The 19,202-nt window shown below is 39.7% G+C and carries 16 protein-coding genes; 13 read left to right on the top strand and 3 right to left on the bottom strand.

Annotation, left to right across the window (positions count from 1 at the left end; genetic code table 11):
• Positions 1-631: 631 nt before the first annotated feature.
• The 8 genes from H6G57_RS10260 to H6G57_RS10225 all read left to right on the top strand — a co-directional run bounded on the left by H6G57_RS10260 (position 632) and on the right by H6G57_RS10225 (position 7,391).
• The gene (locus H6G57_RS10260) at positions 632-1,051 is read left to right on the top strand and encodes a diacylglycerol kinase (RefSeq protein WP_242048941.1); all 420 of its coding nucleotides are present in this window, start codon (positions 632-634) and stop codon (positions 1,049-1,051) included.
• A gap of 3 nt (positions 1,052-1,054) precedes the next feature.
• The gene (locus H6G57_RS10255) at positions 1,055-1,642 is read left to right on the top strand and encodes an aminodeoxychorismate/anthranilate synthase component II (protein WP_190518267.1); all 588 of its coding nucleotides are present in this window, start codon (positions 1,055-1,057) and stop codon (positions 1,640-1,642) included.
• 59 nt (positions 1,643-1,701) lie between these two features.
• The gene (locus H6G57_RS10250) at positions 1,702-2,505 is read left to right on the top strand and encodes an MBL fold metallo-hydrolase (RefSeq protein WP_190518265.1); all 804 of its coding nucleotides are present in this window, start codon (positions 1,702-1,704) and stop codon (positions 2,503-2,505) included.
• 122 nt (positions 2,506-2,627) lie between these two features.
• Positions 2,628-3,188: a fasciclin domain-containing protein gene (locus H6G57_RS10245; RefSeq protein ID WP_190518263.1), complete on the top strand. Its 561-nt coding sequence runs from the start codon at positions 2,628-2,630 to the stop codon at positions 3,186-3,188.
• A gap of 27 nt (positions 3,189-3,215) precedes the next feature.
• Positions 3,216-3,812: a fasciclin domain-containing protein gene (locus H6G57_RS10240; protein ID WP_190518262.1), complete on the top strand. Its 597-nt coding sequence runs from the start codon at positions 3,216-3,218 to the stop codon at positions 3,810-3,812.
• A 48-nt stretch (positions 3,813-3,860) separates the two neighbouring features.
• Positions 3,861-5,054 (top strand): tetratricopeptide repeat protein, encoded by a 1,194-nt coding sequence (locus H6G57_RS10235; RefSeq protein WP_190518260.1) that lies wholly within the window; start codon positions 3,861-3,863, stop codon positions 5,052-5,054.
• Between the two features lie 120 nt (positions 5,055-5,174).
• Positions 5,175-6,236, top strand: coding sequence for an N-acetyl-gamma-glutamyl-phosphate reductase (argC, locus tag H6G57_RS10230; protein WP_190518258.1), 1,062 nt, complete (start codon positions 5,175-5,177; stop codon positions 6,234-6,236).
• Positions 6,237-6,320: 84 nt separating this feature from the next.
• A complete protein-coding gene (locus H6G57_RS10225; RefSeq protein WP_190518256.1) occupies positions 6,321-7,391 on the top strand; it encodes a SinI family restriction endonuclease in 1,071 nt (356 codons plus the stop codon).
• Between the two features lie 4 nt (positions 7,392-7,395).
• Here the strand turns inward: H6G57_RS10225 and H6G57_RS10220 are convergent, their stop codons facing one another.
• The 3 genes from H6G57_RS10220 to H6G57_RS10210 all read right to left on the bottom strand — a co-directional run bounded on the left by H6G57_RS10220 (position 7,396) and on the right by H6G57_RS10210 (position 10,361).
• Complete coding sequence (locus H6G57_RS10220; RefSeq protein WP_199314158.1) at positions 7,396-8,700, bottom strand: DNA cytosine methyltransferase; 1,305 nt, start codon at positions 8,698-8,700, stop codon at positions 7,396-7,398.
• A gap of 222 nt (positions 8,701-8,922) precedes the next feature.
• The gene (locus H6G57_RS10215) at positions 8,923-9,705 is read right to left on the bottom strand and encodes an SDR family oxidoreductase (RefSeq protein ID WP_190518254.1); all 783 of its coding nucleotides are present in this window, start codon (positions 9,703-9,705) and stop codon (positions 8,923-8,925) included.
• A gap of 101 nt (positions 9,706-9,806) precedes the next feature.
• Positions 9,807-10,361, bottom strand: a complete 555-nt coding sequence (locus H6G57_RS10210; RefSeq protein ID WP_190518253.1) for a DUF2062 domain-containing protein — start codon at positions 10,359-10,361, stop codon at positions 9,807-9,809.
• 292 nt (positions 10,362-10,653) lie between these two features.
• Between H6G57_RS10210 and H6G57_RS10205 the strand changes: the two genes are divergently transcribed.
• The 5 genes from H6G57_RS10205 (at position 10,654) to H6G57_RS10185 (ending at position 19,167) form a co-directional block, all read left to right on the top strand.
• Positions 10,654-10,815 (top strand): hypothetical protein, encoded by a 162-nt coding sequence (locus tag H6G57_RS10205; protein WP_309235831.1) that lies wholly within the window; start codon positions 10,654-10,656, stop codon positions 10,813-10,815.
• 88 nt (positions 10,816-10,903) lie between these two features.
• Positions 10,904-13,348: a response regulator gene (locus H6G57_RS10200; protein ID WP_190518250.1), complete on the top strand. Its 2,445-nt coding sequence runs from the start codon at positions 10,904-10,906 to the stop codon at positions 13,346-13,348.
• A 221-nt stretch (positions 13,349-13,569) separates the two neighbouring features.
• A complete protein-coding gene (locus H6G57_RS10195) occupies positions 13,570-13,965 on the top strand; it encodes a four helix bundle protein (RefSeq protein WP_190518248.1) in 396 nt (131 codons plus the stop codon).
• A gap of 191 nt (positions 13,966-14,156) precedes the next feature.
• Positions 14,157-18,815, top strand: coding sequence for a PAS domain S-box protein (locus H6G57_RS10190; RefSeq protein WP_190518246.1), 4,659 nt, complete (start codon positions 14,157-14,159; stop codon positions 18,813-18,815).
• Entirely contained in the window at positions 18,793-19,167 is a 375-nt protein-coding gene (locus H6G57_RS10185; protein ID WP_242048936.1) for a response regulator, read from the top strand. The genes H6G57_RS10190 and H6G57_RS10185 overlap by 23 nt, the downstream gene beginning before the upstream one ends.
• The last annotated feature ends 35 nt before the right edge of the window (positions 19,168-19,202 follow it).

Raw genomic sequence — 19,202 nt, 5'->3', positions numbered from 1 at the left:
TTAACCTAGAATACTTGATCACAACTTTAATCGTCAAGATATTTTCGAGATTGAGATTTGACAAAAATTTCAATGCTACTTTAAATTTGTTATATTGGGGCTTAAGCAAAAGATCTGTACAGTCTGAAGAATGTAGAGTCCCGTGAACTACCTACGGTGACTCTCCGAATACAGAGCAGATTTCTGAATTCGTAGGCGATTGCGTCAGCTTGGATTTGCGTCCTCGCTTCGGACTCATATCCCCTTCATCAGCAGCAGTCCTGTTTCCCAAGACCAATAGCAATCTATCACAGGGTATTTACGTTTGACTTAAGGAAATCAGAACCCCAAAAACAAACAGATGTAATTCTACGGATGATTGATTTAACTCAGCCACAAAACTACTCTAGGTTTAGCCTGTCCCTAGAATACAACTGTAAATTCTAGTAGAGCCATGAAGCACAGATTTATAAAATTATGGTAGATTGCTTGCAGTATGCCTATGGAAACTGAATGTGGTTAAAAATGTAATCAGTGAAGGATCTATCCACTAATGCACCTAAACAAACCCTCTATTTCAGAATTTGCAGCCTCATCGTTGATTTCTCTACCTCAAGGAACAACACCAGTACAGCCCAACCGGTCTGATGCTATGGGAAAAAAATATAACCGAGAATTATCTTGGACAATAGCATCTAATTTATTAGTTAGCTTTAAATATGCTTGGACTGGAATCATCTATGCTTTTAGAACCCAAAGAAACTTTCGGATTCATACTATTATTGGAACCCTAGCCATTGGCTTGGGTGTTTTTTTAAATTTACCCAAGGTAGAAGTCGCAATTATTGGCTTAACCATTGGGGCGGTAATGACAATGGAATTATTGAATACAGCCATAGAATCCGTTGTTGATTTAACGGTGGGTCAGTCTTACCATGAGTTAGCTAAAATTGCTAAAGATTGCGCTGCGGCGGCCGTTTTAATTTCTGCTATTGTGGCATTATTTGTGGCTGTAATCTTACTATTACCTCCTTTCATCGCCTGGATTAACCTTACCTTATTAGGAGTTTAAACCTTGATTATTGTTATTGATAATTACGATAGTTTTACTTACAATATTGTTCAATATTTAGGAGAGCTAGGTCAAGAATTACCGATTGCTTCTGAAGTTCAAGTCTTTAGAAATGACAAAATTTCTATCGAAGAAATTCGTCAGATGAAACCCGATGCTGTGGTGATTTCTCCAGGGCCAGGTCGTCCAGAAGATGCTGGAATTTCCCTAGAATTAATTCGAGAATTAGGGCCAACTTTACCCATTTTAGGCGTATGTTTAGGTCATCAAAGTATTGGTCAAGTATTCGGGGGGAATATTATTTCTGCACCGGAACTGATGCACGGAAAAACATCCCCCGTTCATCATACTGGGGTCGGTGTTTTCTCTAATGTCGAGAATCCCTTAACCGCCACTCGCTATCATAGCTTAGTGATTGAACGAGAAACCTGTCCTGACGTTTTAGAAATTACCGGATGGGTAGAAGATGGGACAATTATGGGCGTTCGCCATCGGGACTATCCCCATATTCAGGGGGTACAATTTCACCCGGAAAGCGTTCTCACCCGTTCTGGAAAACAACTCTTAAGAAATTTCCTAGAGCAGATATAATTGTTAACTCGGAACTGTCATCCCGGCTTTAATCCGTTGCTTCCGTCAACCCAAAAATTATGAAACGGCGAAAATTAATTCAATTAACAACCACCACGCTATTAACAACGTTAGCAACTGGGTTAACGTCTCAATGGCAAAAATCTACAGCCCAATCTGCTTCTGGAAATACTTTAACTGTCCAATGGTTAGGACATACGGCTTTTTTATTTACAGGGGGAGGATTAAGAGTTTTAGTTAATCCTTTTCGCCCAATTGGGTGTACCAGTGGTTATCGCAGTCCGCAACAATTTCAAACGGATTTAGTCTTAATTAGTAGCCGTCTCTTAGATGAGGGAGTGATAGAAGGATTTACGGGAAATCCCGCTTTATTATATGAACCCGGTGTTTATCAATTTAATGGCACTCAAATTCAAGGGATTCGCACGATTAAAGACCGATTTGAAGGGCGCAGATTTGGCGTTAATGTCGCTTGGTTATGGAAACAAGCCGGGATTAAAATTTTACATTTAGGAGGACTAGCAGCCCCTTTAGGAATGGAAGAACGCATTTTAATTGGTCGTCCTGATTTAATGTTAATTCCGGTTGGCGGAGGTGCAAAATCCTATACCCCAGAAGAAGCCAAAAAAACCATTGAATTTTTGAATCCGCGAATTGTAATTCCCACCCATTATCGAACGTTAGCGGCGGATGCAACAACCTGTGATCTTGAACCCATTGATAATTTTTTAACCGTAATGGCAGGAAACTCCATACAAATTCAAAAAACAGATACCCTGACATTAACCGCCGATAATTTACCCAAACAAGGCCCAAGAATTGATGTTTTAAGTTATAACTTTGATAATAATCCAAGGAGTTAGGTATTCGTTTAAAATTAACTAAAATTTTGATGAATCCCCTACCAACTGATAACTGATACAGACGTGCCATGGCACGTCTCTACTGATAACTGATAACTGATAAATTGCCCCCTTTAATTCTTATGAATCCTCAAAATCACACTCAAAAATTGAAACAAATAACAGTATTTTTTAGCGCTGTTGGGGTGATACTCGGCGGAAGTGTACCCGTTGAAGCGCAACTGTACAATCACACCTTAACAAACTTTGTTAATATTGCCCAAATTCCCGCTACAACATCACTGGATATTGTGGATACGGTGGTGAGTGCGGGTGAGTTTACAATTTTAACCCAAGCCTTGCAAGCGGCGGATTTAGTCGATATCCTGAAAGCAGAAGGGCCATTTACAATATTTGCACCAACGGATAAAGCATTTTCAGAACTTCCGCCAGGAACTTTAGAAAACTTACTCAAACCCGAAAATAAAGCAGAATTAGTCAAGATTTTGACCTATCATGTTGTTCCGGGAAAAGTATTGTCAACTGACCTCAAATCTGGGGAAGTCGAAACCGTAGAAGGAGATACCATTAACGTACAAGTGGGTGCATCGGTAAAAATTGATAATGCAACAGTGATTAAAGCTGATGTTCCAGCTAGTAATGGGGTAATTCATGTCATTGATACCGTAATTCTACCCAACTAATTTAAACAATTTAAAGAGGATGTAAAAATGAACAACTTAACAGCATATCAAAACCCCGGTAAACGGGTCGGACTTCTTAGCCTTTTGAGTTTCCTAATGTTAGGAACAATTTCCCCCGTTGTCGCCGCAGAAGCTCAAATATCTCCTCATTCAAAACTCGTTGACAGCCAAGATATCGCCCAACTTCCAATTCCTAAAGAAGTGATTAAAGCTGTGGGTGGAGATTTAGCCAGTATGATTTTATCCGATGAGCGTTTTACAATTTTAGCAGCGATTTTACAAACAACCGGATTATTAGATGCTCTAAAAAAGGGAGATTTTACAATTTTTGCTCCAACGGATGAAGCCTTTGCTAAATTACCCCAAGAAATTTTAGAAGCTATCCTGAAATCAAAAGACTTGAGTAAAATCACTGATTTATTAAAATATCATGTTATTCCAGGGAAAGTCACCGCAACGGATTTAAAAGCAGGAGAAGTAACAACTTTAGAAGGAGATTCTATTACGGTAGGAACTAATAATAATCAAATTCAAGTCGAAGATGCCAGGGTAATTGATTCTGATATTCCGGCGAGTAATGGAGTTATTCATGTTATTGATAAAGTGATGGTATTACCTGAATAAGGTAAAATTAATCTTGATTGCATCTAAAAAACAACTTTATTTCCGGTTATGAAATTAAGCCTTTGCATGATTGTTAAAAACGAAGAGGAGACTTTAGCTAAATGTTTAAACAGCGTTAAAGGAATTGTTGATGAGATTATTATTGTAGATACGGGGTCAACGGATAGAACCCCAAAAATTGCTCAACAATTTGGGGCGAGTGTTCATTTTTTTGACTGGTGTGATGATTTTGCTAAAGCCAGAAATGCAGCTTTAAGTTATGCAACGGGACAATGGATTTTAGTCTTAGATGCAGATGAAAGATTAGCACCGGGAATGGGAGAATACATGCATCAAATGATGCAAAACCGTGATTTAATTGTGATTAACTTAATTCGACAAGAAATCGGTGCGAGTCAATCTCCCTATTCTTTGGTGTCTCGATTATTTAGAAATCATCCCCAAATTTGTTTTTCTCGTCCCTATCATGCAATGGTGGATGATAGTATTACCGAATTAATTCGCCAAAAACCTCAATGGAAAATTGGAACTTTACCGAAAGTAGCGATTTTACATGATGGATATCAAGCTGAAACTATCACTAAACGTAACAAATGGCAAGCCGCAAAATCATCAATGGAACGTTATTTAACAGAACATCCTCATGATGCCTATGCTGCGAGTAAATTAGGAGCTTTATATGTCGAAATCGGAGACTTAAATCGAGGAATTGAACTCTTAAAGTTAGGTTTATCTCAAGAAAATGAGATAGAAGAAGGGGTTTTATATGAACTGCATTATCATTTAGGAATTGCTTATGGAAAACAACAACAATTCACAGAAGCAAAACATTATTATCAACAAGCTATTGAGATTAATATTTTACCTCAATTGAAGCTAGGAGCCTATAACAATTTAGGGAATATTTTTAAACAAGAAGAAGAACTAGAATCTGCTAAAATAGCGTATCAAACTGCTATTGAAATTGATCCGACTTTAGCGATCGCTCATTATAACTTAGGCATGACCTTAAGAGCAATGGGGGCTTATCGAGAAGCGATCACAGCTTATCAAAAAGCCATTGAACTCAATCCCAATTCAGCCGAAACCTTCCAAAATTTAGGAGTTTTATTACTCCAAATTGGTCAACTCAGCGATAGTTTTCTGATGTTTAAAGCCGCCATTGAATTACACGAACAAAACAACTCCCCCGAAGCTGAACGCTTACGGATGGGACTCGCGGAAATGGGTTTTCGACTGTGAGATATCCCAGAGAAATTCCAAAAGATTTTTCCAAATTTTTCCAGAATCCGCTATCATGCAGCAAAAGCTTGTCAGTCGCTTGTCTAACGGATTATAGGATTTTACTAGGAGTTAGGTAATATGAGTAATACAGAACGGATTCCTGTGGGGATTGTGGGAGCATCAGGTTATGGTGGGGTGCAACTGGTTCGCTTATTGCAGGATCATCCCCTGGTCAAGATTGCCTATTTGGGGGGTGATAGTAGTGCTGGAAAACCCTTTTGCAGTCTCTATCCCCATTTGAATGAATGTGTGGATTTAGTGATAGAACCCATTGATCTTGATAAAATTGCCTCTAAATGTCAAATTGTCTTTCTATCTCTCCCCAATGGTTTAGCTTATCAAATGGCTCCGCAATTGCTTGAAAAAGGCTGCAAAGTATTAGATTTATCGGCAGATTATCGATTTTCTAATTTAGACATTTATAAAAAATGGTATGGGGGAGAGCGTCAGGATCAAGCGATCGCAGCAACGGCAGTTTATGGCTTACCTGAACTGTATCGCGATCGCCTTTCTACCGCTCAATTAGTCGGTTGTGCAGGTTGTTATGTAACAGCCAGTTTATTAGCCATTGCACCCTTATTAAAACAGGGATTAGTGGTTCCTGATACCGCCATTATTGATGCTAAATCAGGCACTTCTGGAGGTGGTAGACAAGCTAAAGTTAATATGTTATTAGCCGAAGCTGATAGTTCAATTGGCGCTTATAGTGTGGGGGGTCATCATCGTCATACCCCAGAAATTGAAGAAATTTGTAGTGAGTTAGCCGGACATGATATTTTAGTTCAATTTACTCCCCATTTAATGCCAATGGTACGGGGAATTTTAGCAACAGTTTATGCAACTTTACGAGATCCGGGGTTAGTTCGAGAAGATTTAATTACCATTTATAAAGCCTTTTATCGCAATTCTCCGTTAGTCAAAATTTTACCCGGAGGAACTTATCCCCAAACAAAATGGGCTTGCGGAACAAATCTTTGTTATTTAGGAATTGAAGTCGATCAACGCACGGGACGAGTCATTGTGATGTCGGCTATTGATAACTTAATAAAAGGTCAAGCCGGACAAGGGGTGCAGTGTATGAATATTATGATGGGTTGGGAAGAAACATTAGGTTTACCGCAATTGTGTTTCTATCCTTAAATCTTATGTAGAGACGCGCCATAGCACGTCTCTACGGAATTATTTCTTAGGTTTAAACTGTTTTTTCACAATACTAACAATCGTATGCACGAGAACAGTATAGATAGTTCTGATTCAGAAATTGAAATATTTAGGGATTACGAAAATTTCCAGAAACAATATGAGCCTGATATTAAGAAGGCTATGAAAGAGGCGATGCTAGAGTCTGAACATAAAGAAAAAGTTTGCCAGCTACTTTTCTTTATAGATCAGTTTCCTAAACTCCTAACAACCGGAAAAAAAAAGCAAGATGAAAACGACGTAACAACGCAAGAAAAGACCATTCAACAATACTTTGTAGATATTCTAAAAAAATACAAAAATGGTAGAAAAGAAGCTAATTTGAAAATCAGGAAAGAGCTAGAAATTGGCGGAACCATTCCAGATCAGATGGTTCGATTGATACTTCAAAAGAGTGAAGAATGTACTGATGAGAAAGCTGAAACCCACATCAATAGTCATATTCTCGCAATGTCAGCAGAAAATCTTCTTGGAAGTCTTCTTGAGAGATATATTGCCGGTGTAATTGAAAGTTATGGCTGGATTTGGTGTCGTAGTGAGATCATCCTTGCGACTGATTTCATAAAATTTCCTACCCCACCTCAAGAAGATACCACACCTCAAGAAAAATGGATTTGTTTACAAGTCAAAAATGGAGACAATACGGAAAATAGCTCTAGCTCAAAAATTAGGGAGATATTTAAAGATAAGGATTATAAGGATCGTATTGATAGTAAACTTTGGTGTAGATCTTATTCTAAATGGGAACTGAAACGAGATAGTTTAAAAAATAACATATACGAAAAATTAGGAATAGAAGTAACGGATAAGGGTACACTGGAAAAGCTTAAGAAAAAGCTTAAGAAAGATCCAAATTTAAAACATATTAAACCAATAGGAAGTTATCAACGGTTGGACACATGGATTGATTTAGCACAACAGCTTGGTTTTAATGATTTAGTCAACCCACCCGATAAGCGAAATACAAATTGGGACGAACTTAATAAAATGATCGGTTTATCTAGTGATGATTGTATGTCAGAAGAAAAATTAGAAAAATACATCTCAGATCTGTATAAAAAGGATGATAAAGAAAACCATGAGCAGGGTACTTAGTCACTCAGATTAGATTCAAAGAAAGTTGCTTTCCTAATGTTTCTTCAAGATCACCGAGAGTTTCAACCATCCAACTCACATCGTCAGTCTTGTGGTAGCGCGAATAGGGAAAGTTTGGATAAACAATTGGTGTTTCTCCTTTCAAATAAGTCAATAACATTCTGGCGATAGCTCTTCCCAAAGAACAGGGTACTGCATTTCCGACTTGTCGATACTGATCGAGTAAAGTACCCGTGATGATCCAATCATCGGGAAATTCTTGTATTCGCTTGTACTCTTCAATACTAAGGGGTCTATCCTCTTCTGGATGGGCGAGGTCAGTTGCAGGCATAGCTGGATGGGTTACTAGGGTCGGAGAAGGCTTATCCCAAGCTAACCTCCGGTAGAAACCAGTTTTCCCGCCACCTGTATGATAAGAAGCCCCAAGTGCTTCCTGGTGAAGTCCTGTTGGTAAGTCCCGCCAATATTGTCCAGGTTTCAACAGCCGATAGTATTTGAGTCGTTTTTCAGGAAACTTAACAAAGTGGTGCCCATCTTTAGGTAGTCCTTCCAGCGCTTCTTGCAATGTCCGCCATCGTGTCAGACCATATAACTCTTTTTCTGAGTGAGTTGGTGTGAGATAGGGGAGTTTTTCTCCATCCCGGTTACAAGTAATAATTACTCTTTCTCGCTGTTGTGGCGACCCGAAATTAGCAGCATTATATAAATTGAAGGAAATGCTGTACCCGGCTTCTTTGAGTCGTTGAATGATAAACAGGAGTGCGCCACCCCTTTTTTCATCTTGAGATAGAGATGGAAAGTTCTTCCCCCTCATTTCATGGGGTCTGTGCTGTAACGGAGCAGATAGTAATCCTCGGACATTCTCAATTACTGCAAATCGGGGTTGAAGCTCAATAATCAAATCAATAAACTTTAAGAAAACATTTCCACGTTCGTCGTTAAATCCTTGACGCTTACCCGCACTACTAAACGCTTGACATGGTGGGCCACCAACAATTATATCGATCTCTGTGGCTAAACTCAATCCTGCCTTTTCCCGAATTTCTGTCGCTGAATAATCTCTGATATCCCCAATAATGGCTAGATCTGGTCGATTTGTTTGAATAGTTTTTCGGGCTGCTCGATCAAGTTCACAGGCCAGAAGTATTTCAATTCCTTCTCTTTCTAGTCCCAAATCCAAACCCATGCAACCTGAAAAAAAACTTAACGCTTTTAGATATGGCTTCCTGAAATACTTTCGGCTATGGCCAGGAATCAAGACACCATCTCCTTTTTTTAGGATATCTGCATAACTTAATGAGCAATCCATTCAACAATAGCCTCCCACTCAGGTTGATAAACTAATTGACATTTGTTATTAAAGAACAGGGCGATCGGTTTGTCATCATATTACTTCCTATAGGGTAGGACTTTTGGAAAGTGTTTTATCGCAATTCTCCCCTGGTTAAAATCTTACCCGGTGGCACTTATCCGCATCAATCGTTGTAGGGCTTTAACCCTAAGATCGGAGGGCTTTAGCCCTACAACAAGATTATTTCTTAGGTTTAAACTGTTTTTCTACAATACTAACAATCGTATCCCTGGGGAAAAATCGAGGTAAATTCACAATAAATTGATTACTTAATCCTCCCGTTACTAAAGTAGAAAACTCTTTTTCTAAGGCTTGTAACGTCTCTTGAACGACTTCCTCCGCCGTTGCATAATTTTGTCCTGCACCTGCAAAGGTTTGGGGAAATTCTGCTTCTACAAAAAAGTTAGATTCTGTAGGGCCCGGACAGACTACTAAAATTCTCACCCCAGAGTCTTTATTTTCTGCCCATAAGGCTTCTGTAAACGTCAAAACAAAGGCTTTTGTTCCAGAGTAAACGGAAGAATAGGGTAAAGGTTGATAACCCGCAATAGAAGCCACATTAACAATTGCACCCGACCTGCGTTTTTTCATATCGGTTAAGAATAAATGAGTCAGTTCAACTAAAGCTAAAATATTCAACTGAATCATTTGAACTTGTTTTTCTAAAGGTCGCTCAACAAACGCGCCATAATCTCCAAATCCAGCATTATTAATCAGTAAATCAATGGTTAATCCCGCTTGAGAGATAGCATCATAAACTGCTTTTGCTGCACCTGGTTTCGTTAAATCTTGAAGAATAACATGAGCTTTAATATTATATTGAGTCTGAAATTGTTCAGCTAGTTTTTCTAATTTATCTTGAGAACGAGCTACCAAAACCACATCCATTTTGCGAGATGCTAGTTCCTTTGCAAACGCCGCCCCAATTCCAACAGACGCTCCTGTAATTAATGCCGTTTTCATTAATTCTCAATCCCAGAATAACTTTCTAATCTATTATTGTAACGTATTTTTGATATTTTGTTAAGATTACTAGCTTTATATCAGAAATTAATAACCCAGAATCAATTGTAATCAGATGAGTGCATTTTTCGATACCGTCGATCAAATTGTTTTTGATGCAAACGGTGAATAAAATATAAACTTCCCCAATAACTAATAATTGCACAAATTAAGGCAACCGTGAAAGATCCAACCAATAAAGCCATCATAAAATCTGTGCCTAAGTTGAGAAGATTATCAAAGGATAAAGATTGTTCTTCTTCTAAAGAAAGGGTAGGAAAACCTAATAACCATTGACCGATATGAAAATTAAACCAATAAATCGGAATAGACGTAATGGGGTTACTCACCCAAGTTCCAACCACCGCCAACAATTTATGGCCCCGCAGAAGGGTTGCTAAAGCCACCCCTAAAATGATTTGTAAGCCAAAAAACGGAAACCAACCCGTAAACACCCCAACAGCTAAACCTCTAGCTAAATATTCAGGTTTACCTTGACGGTGGATAAAACGACGATAAAAGTATTTCCTCCACTGACGCCATAACTTCTGAACGGGTTTGGGTCGAGATGCAGCCATTATTTGGCGTTGTCGGTGCATCTCCAGCAACGGTCGCATCCCATTGTCCTCCTACTTCTTGATTCATCTTAATTTTAGCGGGTTTTCTCAACCTCTATCAATGGGTTGTTTTTATGAAAGTGAGAACAGGGATAGGAAATAATCAATCAGAAATAGAAAACACTCAATAAAAATAGAATATTCACAAAATTTTCACAAGTTGAGTCTACATTAGAATTGGATACCGGGAATAACTTTTTAGTCCCAGTTCACTCTTAATAATACTTTACTTTGAATAAAATTCCTTAACCCTCCTATGAATATGAATACTTGTCCCTGCTGCTCTGAATCAATGCTTCGTCATACCCGCAACCATCAAGTCTATTGGTTCTGCCGTCATTGTTGGGAAGAAATGCCTGTATTCGAGCTTAAAAATCCGCCCCTCAGCATTTTATCCCGCAAAGAGACTTCTCTCCCTAGTCAACCTTCTCTGGTTCTATCTTTGTTACGCTGACCGACCTCCTTTATAATACTTGATTAAGAAGTAGGCAATAGTGCGTAAAATTGAATCATCCCGCATAACATCCACAAGGAATAAAAATGTGAAAATTCTGTGTGTAGAAGATGATCCCAATTTAGCTAAACTATTAGAAACTCTCTTAGTGCAGCATCATTATCAGGTCGATTTAGCCAGAGATGGATTGATCGGATGGAACTTTGCAGAAACCTTTACCTACGACTTAATCTTACTCGATATAGGTTTACCTCGATTAGATGGTTTACAGTTTTGTCAACAACTTCGAGTAAATTCCTCCTCCCCCTCAAGCCGGAATTCTGATACACCTATACTGCTGATGACCGCTTTGGATACAGTCACCAATAAAGTCATGGGTTTGGATGCAGGAGCAGATGATTATATTGTTAAACCGTTTGATTTACAAGAATTTTTAGCTCGAATTAGGGCCTTATTGCGACGACATCCAGGAACTCGCTCACCCCAATTAACTTGGGGGGAATTGTGTATGAATCTTAATAGTTGTCAAGTAACCTATCAAGATCAACCCCTTTTATTAACCGCAAAAGAATATGAATTATTAGAGCTTTTTCTGCGAAATCCCCATCAGATTTTTAGTGTCAGTCGCTTATTAGATTGTCTGTGGAACTACGATGATTTTCCCAGTGAAGGAACAGTTCGAGCGCATATTAAAGGATTACGAAAGAAACTCAAAGAGCAGGGATCTGAAGATATTATAGAAACCCTTTATAAATTAGGCTATCGATTAAGATTAGAAAAACAGAATCAAACCCCAAATAAAGCCCAAAAATCACAAAAAAAACCGGAAGTTTTGAAGGAATTTTCTCAACAATTAGATCCGTCTTTCCTAACTTCAGAAATGCTACCGGAATTGTGGCCCGTGTGGCAGGAGTCCCAACCCCTTTACTGCGATCGCTTATCCATTGTTCAACAGGCGATCGCAGCCTTATATGAAGGACGATTAACCCCCGAACAACAACACCATGCTGAACGAGAAATTCATACGTTAATCGGATCATTAGGGTGTTTTGGATTAATGTCAGCCTCGGATTTATCCCGCCAAATTCAGCAGATTTTGAAATCGGGAGAACCCTTGGGATTAGCAGAAGCCGACCAACTCCAAACCTTAACAACCAAATTACGGAACACAATTGAACAGACTAATCAACAGATTCACCCCAAAAGTGACCCCCAACCTCAACCTCAATCTAAAACCCCGATTCGCAGCACATTGTTACTTGTAGATGATGATTTTCCCTTGGCTCAAATTATTGCTATTGAAGCGGTGAATTGGGGCTATGAATCTCATATTGCCACGGATCTCCGACAAGCCCAACAATTGTTGACTCAGTATAAATTTGATGGCATGATCTTGGATCTCAACTTCCCGAATTCTACAGAAACGGGATTAGATTTTCTCGCAACGGTACGAGATCAATATCCCAATATTTCAGTGGTCATGTTAACGGCAGAACCCGCCTGGATGAAGCGAATTGAGGCGGCGCGGTTGGGAAGTCCCTGCTTCTTGCAAAAACCCTTAACTCCCAATCAAATCATGCAGGCGGTATCCCAAGTTTTAGAGCAAAAAAATTCCCTATCGACTCGGATTTTAGTCGTTGATGACAATCTAATTTTACTAGAAGCTTTAGAAAGTGTATTAGAAGACGCAGGTTATCAGGTCATCTTGCTGAATCAAGCCGAAAAATTTTGGGAAATCTTAGAACAAACGGCTCCTGATTTGTTAATTCTGGATTTGGAATTATCCAACATCTGCGCCTTGAACCTGACAGATCCCATACCCTCCCCCAGTGTCACGGGTTGGGATTTGTGTGAAATTATTCGCCGTGATCCACGCTGGAACCGATTACCCATCTTGGTTTTATCCGGTTATACTGACCCTGAAACCATTCAACGCAGTTTTACCGCCGGGGCTGATGATGTTTTATCGAAACCCATTGGCCCCCAAGAATTGCTGACTCGGATTGAAATTCGACTTCAACAGCGAAAACGCTGGAAAATGACGGAATTGGATGAGTTAACAGGAGTTAGTCTCCGGCGAAAAGCGTTACAAGACCTGACTTCCTTACTCCATTTAGCCCAACGACAACAACAACCCTTCAGTCTAGTAATGTTGGACTTAGATCATTTCAAACGCATCAATGATCAATATGGACACGATATCGGAGATCAGGTTTTAAGTTATTTGGGCAAACTTTTACAACAATCCTTAAGACAAGAAGACGTGGTAGGACGTTGGGGGGGCGAGGAATTTGTAATAGGGATATATGGGATAATGAAATCCACTGGAATTCATCGATTACAGGAGATTTTTGAGGTTTTCAGCCAGCACCAATTCTGGGCTAAGAATGGAATTCCCTTTCAAGTCACCTTTAGTGGCGGAATTGCTCAGTTTCCTGATGATGGCAAAGACATACAAACCCTTTACCAAGCTGCGGATACAGCCCTTTACCAAGCTAAAGCCCAAGGCAGAAGTCGAATAGTAATCAGTTGACAGTTATCAGTTATCAGTTATCAGTTGACAGTTATCAGTTATCAGTTATCAGTTATCAGTTGACAGGTTATCAGTTATCAGTTATCAGTTATCAGTTGACAGGTTATCAGTTATCAGTTGACAGTTGAGGCGCGCCATGTCGCGTCTGTACTCAGTTGGGGGTTAGTCTTAATCAATTGGATGTTGGGGAATGAATCATTAGTTAATAAGAGGAGGTATTGATGAGTGATGAAGGATTGTGTCAAAAAAGTTTGGTTTATGATAAAGCTTATAAATTTGCGATTCGGGTTGTTAATGCTTATAAATATCTAACTCAAAATAAGCAGGAGTGGGTTTTGTCTAAGCAGTTAATTAGAAGTGGTACATCAATTGGAGCGAATATTGCTGAAGCCAATGGTGCAATATCTCAAGCAGATTTTTCTGCCAAAATCTCTATTGCTTATAAAGAATGTCTGGAAACTAAATACTGGCTTTCTTTATTAAAAGACACAAGCTATTTAGATGAACAAGCTTTTAACAGTATCTATCAAGATGCCGATGAAGTCGGAAAAATTCTTTTTGCCATCCTTAAAAATACTAGGATCAATAAAAACTGTCAACCGATAATTGATAATTGATAACTGTCAACTATCAACTATCAACTATCAACTGATAACTGATAACTGATAACTGATAACTGATAACTGATAACTGTCAACTGTCAACTGTCAACTGTCAACTGATAACTGATAACTGATAACTGATAACTGATAACTGATAACTGATAACTGATAACTGATAACTGATAACTGATAACTGATAACTGATTATGGATCACCTGAAGACGAAAGCACAATTAATCGCGGAGTTAGAGGTGCTACGGGCGCAGGTGGCAACCCTAACACAGGTAACAGAACAGAGCCCGTCTAAACCTTCATTGTTGGTAAATTACTTGAGTTCTAGGGAAAATGGTAAATCCCTGCAAGTTCTATGTGTAGAAGATAGTGAAATTGATTGCAATATTTATCAACGGTTCCTCAGACAAAATCAGGAGTATACTTATCAGTTTATTAACTTTAATTTAGGGGAAGAAGCTTTAAGTTGGTGTCAACAAAATCAGCCCGATATTCTGCTATTAGATTATAGTTTACCCGATATGGACGGGTTAGAATTTTTAATCCAATTTCGGAAATATTGGGAAAATCATCAATGTCCGGCTCTGGTTATTACCGGACAGGGAAATACAGAAATTGCCGTTGAACTCTTCAAATACGGTGCTCAAGATTATTTAGATAAAAGCCAGATTACTGCGGATAGTTTAAATCGATCCGTGACTCATTTAGTTCAAAAAACTCAACTCTTGCGGGAACAACAATGGCAACAACACTGCCGACAGTTGATTGCTAAGACGGCTTTATCGATTCGTCAGTCCCTGAATTTAGCAGAAATTCTGCAAAGAACCGTTACGGAAATTAGACAGATTCTACAAAGCGATCGCGTGATTGTCTATCAATTTCAACCTGATCGCACGGGTATCATCCTACAGGAGTCGGTTTGTGATCCAACTTTATCCCTTCTAGGGGTGGTGATGCCAGAAGAACACTTTCCCTACACCTGGGTCACACCCTACGAACAGGGACGAACCAGGGTGATCCAAGATATTTACACCGATCCTGACATCAGTGACTGTCATCGAGAGTTTCTGGAACAGTTACACATCCGCAGTAACCTCATCGTTCCCCTGTTATTGCGAGAACATCTTTGGGGGTTATTAATTGCCCATCATTGTACGGCTCCTCGATTTTGGACGGCTAATGAGGTTAACTTGATGCAGGAATTAGGGACTCAAGTGAGTGTTGCTATTCAGCAAGCAACCTTACTCGAAGAACTACAACAGGAATTATTAGACCGAAAACAGGCAGAAATCGCGTTACAACACAGTCAAGAACGGTTAAAAACGGCGGTGGAATCGGCTGATTTAGGAACCTGGTGTCTGGATGTGGCGGCTCAAGTTTCTACGGTGTCTGATCGGTTTAAGGCGATGTTTGGCTTTCCCCTCACTTCTGGAACTGTGACTTTTAACTCGATTATCCAACGCATCCATCCCGAAGATCGCCCTGTGATCACTGCAAAAATCGGACAAGTGATCGCCCATCAACAACCCTATAACGCGGAGTATCGAATTATTTGGCTTGATGGTACGGTGCGCTGGATTTTGGCGAAGGGAAAGGCTTTGTGTGATCAAGAGGGTCATGTGGTGATGGTGGCTGGTTGTGCTCTTGATCTCACGGAACGGAAACATTTAGAAACCCAGTTACAAATTAATGAAGAACGGTTAAATTTAGCCCTAGATTTAACGGGGGTTGGCTGCTGGGATTGGAATTTGCAAACTCAGGATGTTGTGTGGAATGACAATCACTTCCGCCTATTGGGATTAGATCCTGAGGCTGCTGTTTCCGATTATCCGACTTGGCAAAGGTCTGTCCATCCTGATGATATCGAGGATGTAGAGGCGGGATTACAACGGTCCATCCAAACTCAAGAGTTGTACTCGGTGGAATATCGAGTTATTTGGCCTGATGGGAGCTTGCATTGGGTTTGGGGTGCGGGTAATGTTCTCCGAGATCAACCGACTCGAATGTTAGGGGTGATCAAGGATATTACCCCCCGTAAACAGGTGGAGATTGACCTGATGGAACGGGAAGAAACCCTGCGCCTGTTTGTTAGTTATGCTCCGGCGGGAATTGCCATGCTGGATGAAAATCTGCGTTATGTGATGGCTAGTCAACGTTGGGTAGAGGATTATCAACTAGGGTCGATTGAGTCTATTTTAGGGCGATCGCATTATGAGATTTTTCCTGAAATTCCTGAACGTTGGAAACAAGTCCATCGGCGGTGTCTAGCTGGAAATATAGAAAAATCCGATGAGGATTTGCTGGTGCGTCTTGATGGAACTCAACAGTGGGTTCGCTGGGAAGTTCGCCCTTGGTCTAATAGCAGGGGGGAGTTTTGTGGGATTATTATTTTTTCTGAGGATATTACGCAACGTAAACAATTAGAACAAGACCTCAAAGTCAGTGAAGAACGGCTTCGCATGACTCTAGAGTTAACCGAGATTGGGTGCTGGGATTGGGATTTGCGGGGTAATCAATTAACTTGTAATGACAATCAATTAATGTTATGGGGACTGCCTTTAGGAGGTCGAGTTTCTGATTTTGAGGCTTGGAAAACTTTACTTCATCCTGATGATCTTCCCCAGTTTGAACGCAGCTTCCAAAATACTTTGGAAAACCACGATATTTATACTGTTGAATATCGAATTTATGGGCTGGATGGGGGTTTCCATTGGATGTTAAGCAAAGGATATCTGCTGATGGATGCGAACGGTCAACCGAGCCATATTTTAGGAATTACTTTAGAAATTACTGAGCGTAAACAGGCAGAAATTGCCCTACACAATTTGAATACGGAACTAGAAGAAAAGGTTAAACAACGCACAAGAAGATTAACTAAAATGAATAATCGTCTGCAAAAGGAACTGATAACTAGAGAAGTCATGGAGAGGGAGTTAAAAAATACTGAACAACTGTTACAAAGTTTCTTTGATGCGGCTGCTGTTGCTAATATTGGCTTAGGAATTCAAGATCATCGGTTGCGTTTTGTGCGAGTGAATCAAGCTTTGGCTGATATGAATGGTTATTCTATTGAAGCCCATGTTCATCGTTCAGTCACTGAAATTTTACCCCATCTCGCTCCCTCAATTCTACCTTTATTACAACGGGTATTGGAAACGGGGGAGGCTATATCTAATAGAGAAGTTGCGATGGCTTTACCCGAAGAACCTAATGTGATGCGCTATTGGTTGGTGTCCTATTTTCGGATTCCAGGGAACGCTGAAAATCAAGGGGCAATTGGGAATATTATTATAGAAATTAGCGATCGCAAACGAATTGAAATCGAGCGAGAAAAACTAATTGATATTTTAGAAGTAACGTCCGATATTGTGGGAACGGCTGCGGTTAATACCCTGGAGGTAGAATACCTTAACTTGTCAGGTCGTCGAATATTTGGCTTTCCAGAACACTCACCAATTGATCAACTTTTGATTCCTGATGTGCACCCGCCCTGGGCTTTTTCTATTCTTAGAGATCAGGGCATTCCGACTGCAATTCGAGAAGGAGTTTGGATGGGAGAAACAGCTATTTTGAAATCGGATGGAGAGGAAATTCCGGTTTCTCAAGTAATCCTGGCTCATACATATGGGACGAATCAAGTTCAATTTATTTCTACTATTATTCGTAATATTACGCAGCAAAAACAAACGGAAGCAACCCTACGCGAATCCAACCGCCGTTGGCAATCTCTTCTCGATAATGTGCAGTTAATTGTTGTGGCTTTAAATGAAGAGGGTCAGGTTGAATATATCAATCCTTTTTTCCTGAAATTAACCGGATATTCGGAAGCGGAAGTCTTAGGAAAAATGTGGTTTGATCACTTTATTCCCCCCTATCAAAGGTTAGAGGTTAACAAAATGTTCCAAGACATTATAGCGACTGATTTCCATCCCTATTATCAAAATTCTATTCTTACCCAATCGGGAGAGGAACGCATGGTCGCCTGGAATAATACTTTATTGCAAAATGTTGAGGGTCAGCCTATTGGTACGCTTAGTATTGGAGAGGATATTACAGAACGTTATCAACTCGAACGCATGAAGGCTGAATTTATTTCCATTGTCAGTCATGAGTTACGCACGCCACTAACATCTATGCAGGCGGGTTTGAGTTTACTCCATAGCAATATTATTGCACCGCAGTCTCCTGAAGGACAAATCACCCTGGATATTGCCATGACCGGGGTTAATCGGTTGGTGCGTTTGGTGAATGATATTTTGGATTTAGAGCGTTTGGAATCGGGTAAAATTCGTCTGGCAATTCGCCCTTGTGATGTTACGATTTTAATCAATACCGCGATTGCTCAAATGCAGGAGTTAGCCAATCAAGGTGGGGTTGTCCTTGAAAGTCAGATTCAACCTTTTGAGATTGATGCTGATCCAGATCGATTATTACAAGTTTTGATTAATTTGCTGAGTAATGCCATTAAATTCTCCCCTAATCACTCTGTAATTCATCTTTCAGTGCATCTTTATCAATCTTCTTCAGATGATGAACAACCCACTATCAATGCACATCAAGCTTCGACCTCCAACAAAATTTATCCTCCCCTAACCTCTCAATTTTTGTTATTTGCAATTCGAGATCAAGGACGGGGAATTCCGAAAGAAAACCTGGAGAGTATTTTTGAACGCTTCCACCAAGTTGACAGTTCTGATTCGCGGGAAAAAGGGGGAACTGGTTTAGGATTAGCCATTTGTCGGAGTATTATTCAACAGCATGGGGGACAAATTTGGGTGGAAAGTCGTCTCCAAGTCGGCAGTACATTTTATTTTACAATTCCTATTAATTATGAAGCGAGTTCTTATTATTGATGATGATCGGGCGATCGGTCAAATTGTACAGATTTCCTTAAAAGCAATTGCTGGATGGGAGGTATTGATGGAAACATCCGGTCAGCAAGGCATTGATCGAGCGTTAGTAGACCATCCTGATGTTATTCTATTAGATGTGATGATGCCAGAAATGGATGGTATTACGACCTTTAAAAAAATACAGGAAACTTCAATTATTGCATCGATTCCGGTGATTTTATTAACGGCAAAAGCTCAGATTTACGAAAAGCAACAATTGATTGAACTTCCTATTACTGGAGTCATTACTAAACCCTTCACCGCTCCTGATTTAGTTCAACAGATGCGCTTGCTGTTGCATTGGGAAGAGTAAAATCAGTTATCAGTTATCAGTTATCAGTTATCAGT

The organism is Planktothrix sp. FACHB-1365 (assembly GCF_014697575.1).
Taxonomy (GTDB): Bacteria; Cyanobacteriota; Cyanobacteriia; order Cyanobacteriales; family Microcoleaceae; genus Planktothrix.
This window is presented reverse-complemented; position numbering and strand designations above follow the sequence as displayed.

Coding starts and splice junctions, on each gene's coding strand:
- H6G57_RS10260 (WP_242048941.1), top strand. CDS start 632: ATGGGAAAAAAATATAACCGAGAATTATCTTGGACAATAGCATCTAAT.
- H6G57_RS10250 (WP_190518265.1), top strand. CDS start 1,702: ATGAAACGGCGAAAATTAATTCAATTAACAACCACCACGCTATTAACA.
- H6G57_RS10245 (WP_190518263.1), top strand. CDS start 2,628: ATGAATCCTCAAAATCACACTCAAAAATTGAAACAAATAACAGTATTT.
- H6G57_RS10240 (WP_190518262.1), top strand. CDS start 3,216: ATGAACAACTTAACAGCATATCAAAACCCCGGTAAACGGGTCGGACTT.
- H6G57_RS10235 (WP_190518260.1), top strand. CDS start 3,861: ATGAAATTAAGCCTTTGCATGATTGTTAAAAACGAAGAGGAGACTTTA.
- argC (WP_190518258.1), top strand. CDS start 5,175: ATGAGTAATACAGAACGGATTCCTGTGGGGATTGTGGGAGCATCAGGT.
- H6G57_RS10225 (WP_190518256.1), top strand. CDS start 6,321: ATGCACGAGAACAGTATAGATAGTTCTGATTCAGAAATTGAAATATTT.
- H6G57_RS10220 (WP_199314158.1), bottom strand. CDS start 8,700: ATGGATTGCTCATTAAGTTATGCAGATATCCTAAAAAAAGGAGATGGT.
- H6G57_RS10215 (WP_190518254.1), bottom strand. CDS start 9,705: ATGAAAACGGCATTAATTACAGGAGCGTCTGTTGGAATTGGGGCGGCG.
- H6G57_RS10210 (WP_190518253.1), bottom strand. CDS start 10,361: ATGCGACCGTTGCTGGAGATGCACCGACAACGCCAAATAATGGCTGCA.
- H6G57_RS10205 (WP_309235831.1), top strand. CDS start 10,654: ATGCTTCGTCATACCCGCAACCATCAAGTCTATTGGTTCTGCCGTCAT.
- H6G57_RS10195 (WP_190518248.1), top strand. CDS start 13,570: ATGAGTGATGAAGGATTGTGTCAAAAAAGTTTGGTTTATGATAAAGCT.
- H6G57_RS10190 (WP_190518246.1), top strand. CDS start 14,157: ATGGATCACCTGAAGACGAAAGCACAATTAATCGCGGAGTTAGAGGTG.
- H6G57_RS10185 (WP_242048936.1), top strand. CDS start 18,793: ATGAAGCGAGTTCTTATTATTGATGATGATCGGGCGATCGGTCAAATT.